The organism is Marinilabilia sp. (assembly GCF_016278715.1).
In the GTDB taxonomy this organism is placed as follows: Bacteria; Bacteroidota; Bacteroidia; order Bacteroidales; family Marinilabiliaceae; genus Marinilabilia.
In genome coordinates, this window is record NZ_JADQBH010000243.1 from 1 (window position 1) to 12,775 (window position 12,775).

Consider the following 12,775-nt stretch of genomic DNA (forward strand, 5'->3'; position numbering starts at 1 on the left):
GCTTTGTTTTTTGGGTTGGTGATGGTTGAATTGTTGCTTCCTGTATTTAATAAATTATTTTTGGTTGAGTTTTTTGATAAGAGTTACCGCCAATCTCTTGATTTCCCCGTGGTTTTAACAGTGACTCTTGTTGTAGGACTGTTGTCAGGAATTTATCCGGCTTTTGTGTTTTCCCGCATAAAAGCATTCCATCTGCAATCGGGGTATACCAAATTTTCTTCTTATCCGGGGCTTTGGGTCAGAGGCTTGTTGGTAATGATCCAGGTTTTTGTAGCTGTTTTTGTTTCAACGGCCGCTATTGGTATGTTTCGGCAGCTCAATCATGTTTCTCAAAAAGACCCTGGGTTCGATTATGAACAAGTGGGACTGCTGGAACGAGCCGGGCATCTTGGCGATAAAACAGATTCAGTTTTTCGGGCGATAGACAGCCTTAGTATAGTTGAAAGCATCAGTAAATTGTATTTCAATCCGGGTGAACCTGTTTCTATTATGTCTTTTAGCCGTTCGGATGATAGCAATAAGCTTTTTTTGTTGGAGGTTTATCCGGTTGACAGTGCTTTTTTCCGCACAATGGGGGTTGAACTGAAAGCTGGCAATGCAGATTTTAAGGCAGTCCGGGAAATAGTGGTGAACCAGCAGGCTGCTCAACTATTGGGAGATGAGGTTGTCGGAAAAAAGATTTATACTGTGGCACGCGAAGCTTCAGACAGGAGAGAGTTTGAGATAACAGGAGTTGTTTCAGATATGCATGCAGCCGGTTGGAAACAGCCATTGCGACCGGCCCTGTTTATTGCGGCCGGTGAGGAAGACAAATTGTTAACTTTTGCCGTCAGGTATGGCGATGGATCATGGGGGCAAACTCAAACTGCCCTGAAAAGAATATGGGAAAATGCCAATTCAGGAATTCCTTTTAAGGCAAATTCCTTTGAAGGAAAAAACAGAAGTTTTTATAGTGAAGATTACAGGTACATGTCATTGGCCTGGGCTTTTGCTTTCCTGGTGGTGATTATTGCCACTTTGGGAATGACAGGGCTTGTCTCCTTTCTTTTGGCAACACGTCAACAGGAATTATATCTGCGAAAAATCACAGGTTTTCCTGATATTCATAATATTCGGATTCTTTTTTCGGGTTTTTTCCTTTTTGTGCTGTTTGGAATTGCTTTGGCCCTTCCGGTTGCCCGTGAAATGTTGACTGGCTGGTCGCGGACTTTCACTACCCGATATGACCTGGATTATCTTTGTTTTGTTATTCCATCGCTTCTTATGTTGTCCGTTGCAGTGGGAGTCGCCTTTTGGGGATCCCGTCGTTTGTTGTCCAAAATGTCTCTCCATCAGTTTTGATGTCATTTTTTTCTCCCGGGTGGATAAAAAAACTATCTGATGCATTCAATGTAATAAACCTTAAAGGTTTTAAAAAAAATCAATATATTTGCGCGTTTAGTAAAACGTACATGAATTTGAATTTATAAAAATAGCTACAAATGCAGAACAAAGGAGCGATCAGACTATTCGCCATATTGCTGGCACTGGTTAGTTTGTATCAGTTGATCTTTACCTTTCAGGCACGTCGTGTAGAAAACAAAGCTGAGGAAGTTGCTCAGCAAAAAGCTGGCGACAACCCTGAATTGGTAAGTGAGTACAAATTTCAGTATCTCGACTCTATGAAGAGTGAAGTAGTGTATAATTTTCTTTTTGGATTAAGAGAATATACCTACCAGGAGTGTAAGGAGCGTGAAATAAATTTTGGTCTCGACCTTAAAGGAGGGATGAATATGATCCTTGAGGTGCGTGTGGCTGATATTGTCAAAGCACTTTCCAATTACAATCAGGATGAAAAATTCAATAATGCCATCAAACTTGCGCGTGAACGTGAAAAAGAGTCCACCCGGGATTTTATTTCGCTCTTTGGCGAAGCATTTGAAGAGGTAGCTCCTGAAGGACGGCTTGCTGCCATATTTAATACGGTCGAATTAAGGGACAAAATTGATTACAACTCAAGCAATGAGGAAGTAATCTCGGTTATTCGCGAAGAATCCAGAGGTGCAATTAATAATGCATTTAATATTCTGCGTACCAGGATTGACCGTTTTGGTGTGGCACAGCCTAATATTCAACGCCTTGAAGAGGCCGGACGTATCCTGGTTGAATTGCCCGGAATTACCGATCCGGAGCGCGTTCGTGATTTGCTCCAGGGAACAGCCAACCTGGAATTTTGGGAAGTTTACAATCAGAATGAGATATTTGAAGCGTTGATGGAGGCCAATCAGGTGATTGCTGAAGTAAATGCGCTCAAACATTCGGATGTTGATACCTCTAAGGTGGTACCTGAGGTTCAGGCAGCAGAAAGTGCCGAAGATGTAGCGCTTCTGTATGAAATTGAAGGGGATTCTCTGGATACAGTCGACGAAGAGCGCGTTGAGTCTTTGTTCTCGCATCTTGCACCGTCCGGACGTCCTGCTTCTCCGGTTGTTGGTCTGGCTACTTCACGTGATACAGGTAAGGTGAATACTTATCTTGCAATGGAAGAGATTGAGTCTCTTTTGCCACGTGATGTGAGATTCCTTTGGACCGTGAAGCCAATTCCCGGAAGCGATGCGCAGTACTGGACCAATCAGCAATTCGATGAAAACGATGAGCTTTTCCAGCTGATTGCTATTAAGGTTAGTAGTCATGACGGACGTGCCCCACTCGAAGGTGATGTAGTGACCGGGGCCCGTGCTATCACCAGCCAAAGCGGAGCCTACGAGATTGAGATGTCAATGAATGGTGAGGGAGCCAAAACCTGGGCCCGTCTTACCAAAGCCAATATAGAAAAATCGATTGCTATTGTTTTGGATGGGTATGTGTATTCATTTCCCACAGTTCAGAACGAAATTACAGGTGGTCGCAGTTCCATAACCGGTGACTTTACTCCTCAGGAAGCAAAAGACCTTGCAAACGTACTGCAATCAGGTAAAATGCCTGCTCCTGCACGAATCGTTGAAGATACGGTTGTAGGACCATCGCTGGGTGCGGAGGCTGTTGATGCTGGTTTTAAATCTTTTATCTGGGCTTTTATTGCAGTACTCATCTACATGGTTTTGTACTATGGCTTTAAAGCCGGTTTGGTGGCCGACTTTGCATTGCTTGCCAACATGTTCTTTATAATGGGGGTTCTGGCAGCTTTTAATGCCGTGCTGACACTTCCAGGTATTGCTGGTATCGTGCTCACCATTGGTATGTCGGTGGATGCTAACGTGCTGATATATGAACGAATACGAGAGGAGTTAAAAGCAGGGAAAGGCCTGCGGCTGGCTATTTCTGATGGTTACCGGAATGCTTTTTCTGCAATTATTGATGCCAACGTAACTACCTTCCTTACCGGTTTGATTTTGTTTATGTTTGGTACCGGACCTATTAAAGGTTTTGCAACTACCCTGATGATTGGTATTGCAACCTCATTTTTCTCAGCTTTCTTTATCACTCGTCTCATTTATGAGAGTCTGTTGAAATCTAAAGTAGATATTAAGTTTGGTAGTGAATGGACCAAAAACCTTTTTAAAGGTGCACACATTCTCTTTATTGAAAAGCGTAAGTTTTTCATGATTATTTCCGGGGTGGTTATGCTCCTTGGTGTTGCGTCACTCGGAATGAGAGGTCTTCAGCAAGGCATTGACTTTACCGGAGGCCGTTCATTTGTTGTTCGCTTCGAAAATCCTGTTCCGGCTACTGATATTCAGTCCACTCTGAAAGATGCTTTTGAAGGAGCTACCGTTGAAGCTAAAACTTTTGGGGGTGACAATCAAATTCGCATTACCACCAACTACTTGGTAGACAGTGATTCCGAATCAGCCGATCAGGAAGCTGAGACTAAGCTCTACGAAGGGTTGAAGCAGTATGTTGGAGCAGATGTGGATCACGACACGTTCTTGTCGGAACACCGTATGAGTTCCCAGAAAGTAGGGCCAACTATTGCGGCTGATATCAGAAATAAAGCCGGATATGCCATTTTCTTTTCGTTTGTGGTTATTTTCCTTTACATCCTGATTCGTTTCCGCAACTGGGAATTTGGCCTTGGTGCTTTGGGTGCTGTGGCACACGACGTTTTGATTGTACTGGGTGTGTTTTCATTACTATATTCATTCATGCCTTTCTCAATGGAGATTGACCAGTCGTTTATTGCAGCCATTCTTACAGTAATTGGTTATTCTATCAACGATACAGTGGTGGTGTTTGACCGTATTCGTGAGTATCGCGGACTCTACCCCAAGCGTGACCTGAAAGAGATCTTTAACCTTGCGATGAATTCAACCATTAGTCGTACCTTGAATACATCATTGACTACTCTGGTGGTATTACTGGTTATCTTTATTTTTGGTAGCGAGGTTATCCAGGGATTTGTATTTGCACTTATTGTTGGTGTTGTTGTGGGTACTTACTCATCATTGTTTATCGCTTCTCCAATTGCGTTTAATTTCATTGAAAAACGCATTGCCAACAAGGCTAAAAAGAAGAAATAAACTTCGGAAGAGAATACTTTTAGATATAGTTATTTTATCCCCGGTTTTGTCTATCGAAACCGGGGATTTTTTTTTATATCTTTGAACTCAAATAGTGATGATATGGTGACATTTCTTTTTGGAATTTCCATGGGAGAGATTATTATAGTCTTTCTGGTGGTACTCTTACTTTTTGGGGCCAATAAGATTCCCGAATTTGCAAAAATGCTGGGTAAAGGGATGAATGAGTTTCGCAAGGCCACCGAAGATTTAAAGCGTGAATTCAACGAAAACACCAATGACCTGAAAGATGATCTGGTGGAAGCGCGCAAATATTTAAACGAGCAGGGTAAGGAAATGAAAGAGGATATTCAACGTGCAGGCCAAGAGGTGAAAGATGATTTTGAAGAAACCAAAAAAGATACTGAGAACCTGGTGCACGAGGAAACCGAAGATGTTGTCGGAGAGATTGATGATGCCTCCCGCAATGTTTATGGAATCAGCCATGAGGGGAAGAGAGATGAGGCAGGAAAAAGAGATGAAACTCCAAATCCCGGAGATTCAGCAGACCAGGAAAACAATAATTCCGAGAAAGAGGAAAAGTAAAGTTTCCCGCATTTTCATATAAAGGATTATTATTTTCCGGAGAGCCTTAATTTTTGAAAAAAGATTGCTTCGCTTTGTCCACAATGATTTCCTTCTTAAGGTTTTAAACGGATTGGAGGGCTGGTTTTCGTCCTTGATGAAAATCAGTCCCTTACAATCCTCTAAATTCTGCAGTGTTCTCTTTATTGAGAACATAGTGAAGCAATCTCAATCTTTTGACCGTACACCAATGATGAAAATGACTCCTTGTGTTTTTATTTAGAGTTTTGTTGTTCGTTTGAACCCAGTAGTGATTGATTTTTAGTATGATATAGTTGAGTGAGTGGTGGTGGTTTGATTTTAAATCTATTAAGTTATTTTATATTACAGTTTTTCAATTGTTAACTATTACTGACCGGGAAAACTAAATTTCTGAGGAATGATTGTTTTCCCGATAAACCGGGACAAGCTGTTTCACTCGCAATGGTCATGTGTTGCGAATTGAGAGATTTGAGCTGGAGTATCCTTGTGATCGCAGTGAAGCAATTTAAATTTTTCCCGCATACAAGTAATTTTCACCCAGTTTTTTATGGATTTTAATTCCTATTTATTGGTACTTGTCGGCTTTGTGCTGTTGTTTCTTTGTGGAAACTGGCTGGTACGAGGGGGTGTTGATTTATCGCGTCATTATCACGTCAGTCCTTTGGTGGCCGGACTTACCATTGTGGCATTTGGAACTTCTGCTCCCGAACTGTTTGTCAGCGTGAAGGCGGTTTATACCAACTCTCCTGATATATCCATAGGTAATGTAGTAGGTTCTAATATCGCTAATGTTGCCCTCATTTTGGGTGCCGTTGCCATTGTTTTTCCCTTGCATGTAAAAAGACCATCCATTCTCAACGACTGGCTGGTGATGATGTTTTCGTACCTGCTATTGTTTCTGTTTCTAAGAAACGGATTGCTTGAAACCCTTGAAGGAATAGCTTTTGTGCTTCTTATTTTTGGATACATTATCTGGTCAATATGGTTTTCCAGGCGACAGTCTGCCAAAGCGGATAAAGTATTTCCGGAACCAACACTGAAAATAATTCATGCAATAGGTCTGGTTTTGATTGCCGTAATCGGCCTTTACTTTGGGGCTGAGTGGTTGGTGAAAGGAGCCAGTGATCTTGCCATTGGATGGGGGGTTAGTGAAAGGGTAGTTGGCATATCGATTGTTGCCTTTGGTACCAGCGTCCCTGAGCTGGCTACTTCTCTGGCTGCAGCCTTAAAAAAAGAGATGGATATCTCTATCGGTAACATTATCGGGTCCAATATTTTTAATGTATTTTCTATTTTGGGTATTACGGCAATATTAAAACCGCTTCAGGTTTCTTCAAGAGTGGTCTCTTCAGATATGATCTGGATGACAATTGTGGCTGTTTTGTTGCTTCTTTTTATGATACCACTTCGCAATGGAATTATTTCCAGATGGAAGGGAGTTTTTCTGTTAATGGTCTATATTGGTTATATTTGGTTTTTATTTGTTTCGTGAATATGGTAGAAGGCATAAATATACAAAAGCAATATGGGGATCTTAAAGTTCTAAAAGGGATTGATCTCAAGATTGATAGAGGGGAGATAGTGACCATTCTCGGTTCCAGTGGAGCCGGAAAAACGACCCTTTTGCAGATATTGGGTTCACTGGATAAACCGACAAATGGTAGTGTTTCTATTAACGGCACCAACATCGGTTCCCTGAATGGCAATCAACTGGCGAAATTCCGCAACCAACACATCGGTTTTGTCTTCCAGTTTCATCAGCTTTTGCCCGAATTTACCGCCCTCGAAAATTGTATGTTGCCTGGCCTGATTGCCCGCCGATCTGAGAAAGAATCCAAAGAGCGGGCCCTCAAATTACTCAATTATCTTGGACTCTCCGACCGGTTGGAGCATAAACCTGCTGAGTTAAGCGGGGGTGAAAAACAACGGGTTGCAGTAGCGCGTGCGCTCGTGAATGATCCCTTAGTGGTTTTTGCCGATGAGCCCTCCGGAAACCTGGATTCCAAAAATCAGGATGAACTGATGGATCTGTTTGTGGATTTGCGGAAGCAATTTAATCAAACCTTTGTGATTGTTACCCACGACCAGCATTTGGCCGATAAGGCCGACCGTACCATCCATATTGTTGATGGTGTAATTTTGGATTGACACACTGGATCCTGATCCATATTTTGGGGATCACCACAATCTGTCAACAATCAGGATTACCATATTTTGTAGCAGTGTGCCTCCTTTTTTAGGTCTTTCTTTCTATGCAATACTCCGTTAAATTTTTGCAATGCGCTGCAAGTCAGTTGTTTGCACTCAAAAATGTCTGTTTGTTAAAATTTAGTATATCCATATTTTACGAAGCATCTTACATTTTATGTCTAAAAATCTAACGATCTATTGTCTATGATGAATACCGATGAAATCAAATATTTTCTTGATGAAAAGGCTTCCTTTTATGAGGCCCGTTGGTTTATTGATGAGGACCCTGTTCAGATTCCTCATCTTTTCAGTAGAAAAGAAGACATAGAAATTGCGGGTTTCCTGACAGCTACGCTTGCCTGGGGCAAAAGAAATATGATACTAAAGGCTTGTCGAAACCTGATGGAGCGCCTGGATATGTCGCCCTATGAATTTCTGATGCAGGCATCTGATGATGAATTAAATGTAGCAGATGGTTTTGTTTACAGGACGTTTAACAGTATTGATGCAACTTATTTCCTGAAAGCATTGTCGCGGATTTACCGACTGGAGGGTGGACTTCAACAGGTTTTCTCCTATGGTTACGGGCAGGGAGGAATTGAAAAGGCACTTGTTTATTTCAGACAGGTTTTTATGTCTTTTCAGCCTCCCGAACGAACGAATAAACATGTTGCGAATGTGCTGAAGAATTCTTCTGCCAAGCGTTTGAATATGTATTTGCGCTGGATGGTCAGAACCAACTCACAAGTAGATTTTGGATTGTGGGACAATATTGAAATGTCAGACCTCCTTATTCCGCTTGACCTTCATGTAGCTCGTGTAGCCCGTGTAACCGGATTGCTACAGCGCAAACAGAACGATTTTATGGCAGTGAAAGAGTTGACTTCGAGACTTTCCGAATTCAGGCCTGATGATCCAATCTTTTACGATTATGCCCTGTTTGGACTGGGGATTTATGAAAATTTCTGAATCACAAAAACATGTTTACATTTCAGCAGTTTAAGGTTTATCAGGAAAATGCCGCTATGAAAGTGGGAACCGATGGAGTTTTGTTAGGTGCCTGGACGCCTGTTTGTGAGAAGGCAGAGAGGATCCTGGACATTGGTACCGGAACCGGTTTGGTGGCTTTGATGCTGGCACAAAGAACGGATAAGTCGGTTGTGGATGCTGTAGAAATTGATGCTCCGTCCTGTCTTGATGCCCGTGAAAATTTTGAAATTTCTCCCTGGAATGACCGACTTAACCTTTACAATTCATCCCTGCAGGATTTTTCTAAGAGGGTAGATTTTAAGTACGACCTTATTGTCAGCAATCCTCCTTTTTTTAGCGGGAGCCTGAAGAATCCAAATCAACGTATAGCTGCTGCCCGTCATAATGCGGGGTTGAGTCAGGAAGACCTTCTCTCCGGGGTGCTGCAATTGCTGTCTGATGAAGGACGCTTTTCTCTTATTCTTCCTGTATCCGATTATGAAACTTTTCGGATGAAAGCCGCTCGTGCCGGATTGTTTGAAAGCCGACGGCTGGAGGTGATGCCAAACCCCGGAAAACCGGTTAAACGAATTGTTTCAGTGTGGGAAAGAGTGTTTTCTGATGAGTCAATTGTAGAAGAAATGGTGTTGGAATTATCACGTCATCATTACAGTAATTCCTTCCGCAGAATAGTTTCCGAGTTTTACCTTCATTAGGGAATAACCCATATTTATCTATCTTTGCAGGCTTATTTTTTGTCTGATGAATCAACAACAAATAACCAAAGAAACTTATTCGCGGCATTATGGGCCCAATTTGATTCTGGCCATGCCGGTGATGCTTGCTCAGGCCGGCCAGATGGTTGTAGTGCTCGCCGACAACCTGATGGTGGGCCAATTGGGTACGGTGCCGCTGGCTGCTGTCTCTTTTGCCAATACAGTATTTGTGGTAGGAATGGTTTTCGGGCTGGGCATGGTTAATGGTCTGACCCCCTTGGTGGGCAAGGCTTTCGGGGGAGGAAATAAACAGTTGGCCGCCTCCTGGTTTAAGCAGGGATTGATTTCGTTTCAGGCAGCCGGTTTATTGCTAACTCTGATTTTGTGGTTGGTTTCTTATGTGCTGCCTCTTATGGGACAGCCAACAGATGTCGTAGAGATGGCTTTGCCCTACTACAGGGTGTTGGTGATCTCAATGATTCCGTTCGTGCTGTTTTTCACCTTTAAGCAATTTGCCGAAGGGTTGGGCAATACCCGCATTGCAATGGTCATTACCGTTTCGGCCAATATTCTAAATATTTTCCTGAATTATCTCTGGATCTTCGGAAAATTTGGGTTTCCTGCTTTTGGAGTGATGGGTGCCGGCTATGCGACCCTTACTGCCCGAATGGCTATGCCGCTGCTTTTTATGTGGGTCTATTATAAATTTGATTTCTTTAAGTATTACCGCCGACATATTGTTGAAACCAAATTCTCCTGGACTAAGAGTCTTCATCTTATTAGGTTGGGGCTTCCCATCGGCGGGCAGCATTTCGTTGAGGTGTTGTCGTTCAGTCTGGGAAGTATCATGATGGGATGGCTTGGAGCTGCTGCTCTTGCGGCACATCAGATAGTGCTGAGTTTTGCCAGTTTTACTTTTATGGTTGCTCAGGGAATTGCCGCTGCAACCACCGTAAAGGTGAGTCAGTTTATCGGGCAGGGGAGGTTTAATGCTTTGCGAGCCAATGTTTTTGCGTCATTACACCTGGTGTTGGCTTTTATGGGGATAGGGGCCATATTTTTTATTATTCTCAGGGATGTGATTCCGGCTCTTTTTATAGACAGTTTGGAAGTAATTGAGATAGCATCAGGATTGATGGTGGTGGCAGCAGCATTTCAATTGTTCGACGGACTGCAGGTTACAATGCTGGGAGCGCTGCGCGGACTGGAAGATGTAACCTTGCCTTTTGGAATGCTTTTGATCGCCTATTTTGTGCTTGCTTTGCCGGTTGGGTATCTTTTTGCTTTTGAACTCAAAATCGGGCCTATGGGAATTTGGTACGGATATTTGCTGGGGCTCTTCTCAATTTCCATGTTTTTGTTGGGACGATTCCGGTGGCTGACAAAGGACATGCGATAAAGGTTGTTTCGTTTTTCTCTCAACCCGGTAAGCCTTCAGTTTGAAAGGTCTTGGGGTATTGCGTTTAGCCTTTCTTTTACCGATGTTGTAATTGAGAAGTACAGAAAAGCCCGATTCGAAATAAACTTTCAAACCGGGCTCTTTTAGTTCTTAAACCAGCCTTACTCTTCTACTTTTTTGTTAAGGATTATGTGGGCAATTATACCTCCCACAAGCAACAACAGCGAAACAAACAGGTAGGCATTATCGATGTAATCGTTTAATGCGTAAATTGAAAGGATTACAACAGCTGCAATAATCATCAGAATTCCCAGGTTTTTCAGAAGATATTTCATAACAATTAAATTTGATTACCTTATTTTGAATGCGAATATAAAAATATTAATTGAATCCGGTAATTCAAAATTAAAGAATTAGAAATCCTTAAACCTGCTCTAATTATAAATTCTCGTTATGAGATATTCAAATTCCTAAAAAACTTTTTTGCAGCTGCTTCGGTTCTGATTCTCTTTTTATCTTTGTAGAGAATTCTCAAATAAGTTAAGAACTCCGAAAAGTATTGTTCCTTGGAAAAAGAGAAAAAAAATATAGTGCAGACTCCCCTGATGAAACAGTATACCAGCATCAAAGGAAAATATCCGGATGCTATTTTGCTTTTTAGAGTGGGCGATTTTTATGAAACTTTTTCTGATGACGCTGTTAAAGCAGCCGAGATACTGGGTATTACGCTTACCAAGCGTGCTAATGGTTCTGCTTCGTCTATTGAACTGGCCGGGTTCCCTCATCATGCCCTGGATACTTATCTGCCAAAACTTGTTAGAGCCGGACAGCGTGTTGCTGTATGTGATCAGTTGGAAGATCCCAAATTAACCAAGAAAATTGTCAAAAGAGGGGTGACTGAGCTGGTGACTCCAGGCGTGGCCATCAATGATAATATTCTGGAAAACCGGGAAAACAACTTTCTGGCTGCTGTTCATTTGGAAAGCAAAAACGGGGGGGTGGCTTTTTTGGATATTTCTACCGGAGAGTTTCTTACTGCCGAAGGGCCTTTTGACCACATTGAAAAACTTATTTCAGGATTCAAGCCCAAGGAGGTTTTGTTTGAAAAGGCTAAGAAGGGAGCGTTTACCGGGTTGTTTGGGCCCGGCTATTACAATTTTGGTCTTGATGACTGGGTTTTTACTGAAGAATCGGCACGGGATCGTCTTTTAAAACATTTTGAAACTAAATCCCTGAAAGGGTTTGGGGTGGAACGACTGAAACTGGGAACAATTGCTGCAGGTGCTATTTTGCACTATCTGGACCTCACGCAACATCATCAGATACGACATATCTCCACTCTTTCCCGTATTGATGAGGAAAAATATGTGTGGCTCGACCGCTTTACCATTCGTAACCTGGAGATTTTTTCATCGGTAAACGAAGGCGGCCGGTCACTGGTGGATATTATCGATCATTCTGTTACCGCTATGGGAAGCAGGTTGTTGAAAAGATGGATGGCCCTTCCCCTGAAAGATGTTCAACCCATAAAAGACAGACAGTCGGTGGTGGAGCACTTCTTTAAAGATCCGCAATTAAAAATGGATTTGGAAAGTTTCCTCAGGCCGGTTGGTGATTTGGAGCGATTGGTTTCTAAAGTGGCTTCAGGGCGCATTACCCCAAGAGAGATGGTTCAAATGCGCAATGCGCTGAGTAGTATTCAGCCCATTAAGGAACTTTGCCTTGAGGCAGAGAATGAGGTGTTGAATCATATTGGTGACCAATTGAATGCGTGTGTTACTATTAAAGAACGGATTGAAAAGGAGATTATGCCTGATCCTCCCAGTCTGCTCAATAAAGGAAATGTGATTCGCGATGGAGTTTCCAGTGACCTGGACGAATTGCGGCATATTGCTTTTTCAGGAAAAGATTATCTGAACGAACTCCAGAAAAGAGAAATCGGACGGACCGGGATTACCAGTCTTAAAATCAGCTTTAACAATGTTTTCGGTTACTATATTGAAGTGCGCAACACGCACAAGGATAAGGTTCCGGCCGATTGGATTAGAAAACAGACACTGGTGAATGCTGAACGGTACATCACAGAGGAATTGAAGGAATACGAAGCAAAGATTTTGGGTGCAGAAGAGCGAATGCTGGTTCTGGAAACGGAACTATTTAATGCACTGACTGTTGCCTTGTCCGATTTTATTCCTGCCATTCAGCTTAATTCCAATTTGCTGGCAAAACTGGATTGTCTGGTGGGTTTTGCTTCTCTCGCAGCTCAGAATAATTATGTGCGTCCGTTGGTCACAGAAGAAGAAAGTATTGACATAAGGGCGGGACGACATCCGGTTATCGAAAAGCAACTTCCGGCAGGGGAGGAGTATGTTCCCAACGATGTTTATCTGGATAAT

The 12,775-nt window shown here is 42.5% G+C and carries 10 protein-coding genes; 9 read left to right on the forward strand and 1 reads right to left on the reverse strand.

The annotated features are described in order from the left end of the window. From QZZ43_RS15045 to QZZ43_RS15080, 8 genes are all read left to right on the forward strand, one after another. On the forward strand, positions 1-1,341 hold a 1,341-nt coding region (locus QZZ43_RS15045; protein WP_367221626.1), incomplete at its 5' end, for an FtsX-like permease family protein. A 140-nt stretch (positions 1,342-1,481) separates the two neighbouring features. Continuing rightward, the gene (gene secDF / locus QZZ43_RS15050) at positions 1,482-4,499 is read left to right on the forward strand and encodes a protein translocase subunit SecDF (RefSeq protein WP_291861152.1); all 3,018 of its coding nucleotides are present in this window, start codon (positions 1,482-1,484) and stop codon (positions 4,497-4,499) included. A 102-nt stretch (positions 4,500-4,601) separates the two neighbouring features. Beyond that, positions 4,602-5,084: a twin-arginine translocase TatA/TatE family subunit gene (gene tatA / locus QZZ43_RS15055; RefSeq protein WP_291861153.1), complete on the forward strand. Its 483-nt coding sequence runs from the start codon at positions 4,602-4,604 to the stop codon at positions 5,082-5,084. Positions 5,085-5,652: 568 nt separating this feature from the next. After that, positions 5,653-6,597: a calcium/sodium antiporter gene (locus QZZ43_RS15060; RefSeq protein WP_291861154.1), complete on the forward strand. Its 945-nt coding sequence runs from the start codon at positions 5,653-5,655 to the stop codon at positions 6,595-6,597. 2 nt (positions 6,598-6,599) lie between these two features. Further along, complete coding sequence (locus QZZ43_RS15065) at positions 6,600-7,253, forward strand: ABC transporter ATP-binding protein (protein WP_291861155.1); 654 nt, start codon at positions 6,600-6,602, stop codon at positions 7,251-7,253. 246 nt (positions 7,254-7,499) lie between these two features. Beyond that, positions 7,500-8,264, forward strand: a complete 765-nt coding sequence (locus tag QZZ43_RS15070) for a TIGR02757 family protein (protein ID WP_291861156.1) — start codon at positions 7,500-7,502, stop codon at positions 8,262-8,264. A gap of 11 nt (positions 8,265-8,275) precedes the next feature. Beyond that, positions 8,276-8,980 carry a methyltransferase gene (locus QZZ43_RS15075; protein ID WP_291861157.1) on the forward strand — a complete coding sequence of 235 codons (705 nt, stop codon included), beginning with the start codon at positions 8,276-8,278 and terminating at the stop codon, positions 8,978-8,980. Positions 8,981-9,026: 46 nt separating this feature from the next. Further along, a complete protein-coding gene (locus QZZ43_RS15080; RefSeq protein ID WP_291861158.1) occupies positions 9,027-10,379 on the forward strand; it encodes an MATE family efflux transporter in 1,353 nt (450 codons plus the stop codon). Between the two features lie 161 nt (positions 10,380-10,540). Here QZZ43_RS15080 and QZZ43_RS15085 read toward each other — a convergent pair whose 3' ends face one another. After that, complete coding sequence (locus tag QZZ43_RS15085) at positions 10,541-10,714, reverse strand: hypothetical protein (protein WP_291861159.1); 174 nt, start codon at positions 10,712-10,714, stop codon at positions 10,541-10,543. Positions 10,715-10,984: 270 nt separating this feature from the next. On the opposite strand from QZZ43_RS15085, the gene mutS reads away from it, so the two are divergent. After that, positions 10,985-12,775, forward strand: a 1,791-nt coding sequence (gene mutS, locus QZZ43_RS15090) for a DNA mismatch repair protein MutS (protein WP_291861160.1), incomplete at its 3' end; no start/stop codon positions are given.

What these genes read in the sequence shown, in the direction of transcription:
- QZZ43_RS15085 (WP_291861159.1), bottom strand. Translation starts at nt 10,714, where the DNA reads ATGAAATATCTTCTGAAAAACCTGGGAATTCTGATGATTATTGCAGCT.
- QZZ43_RS15060 (WP_291861154.1), top strand. Translation starts at nt 5,653, where the DNA reads ATGGATTTTAATTCCTATTTATTGGTACTTGTCGGCTTTGTGCTGTTG.
- secDF (WP_291861152.1), top strand. Translation starts at nt 1,482, where the DNA reads ATGCAGAACAAAGGAGCGATCAGACTATTCGCCATATTGCTGGCACTG.
- tatA (WP_291861153.1), top strand. Translation starts at nt 4,602, where the DNA reads ATGGTGACATTTCTTTTTGGAATTTCCATGGGAGAGATTATTATAGTC.
- QZZ43_RS15065 (WP_291861155.1), top strand. Translation starts at nt 6,600, where the DNA reads ATGGTAGAAGGCATAAATATACAAAAGCAATATGGGGATCTTAAAGTT.
- QZZ43_RS15075 (WP_291861157.1), top strand. Translation starts at nt 8,276, where the DNA reads ATGTTTACATTTCAGCAGTTTAAGGTTTATCAGGAAAATGCCGCTATG.
- QZZ43_RS15070 (WP_291861156.1), top strand. Translation starts at nt 7,500, where the DNA reads ATGATGAATACCGATGAAATCAAATATTTTCTTGATGAAAAGGCTTCC.
- QZZ43_RS15080 (WP_291861158.1), top strand. Translation starts at nt 9,027, where the DNA reads ATGAATCAACAACAAATAACCAAAGAAACTTATTCGCGGCATTATGGG.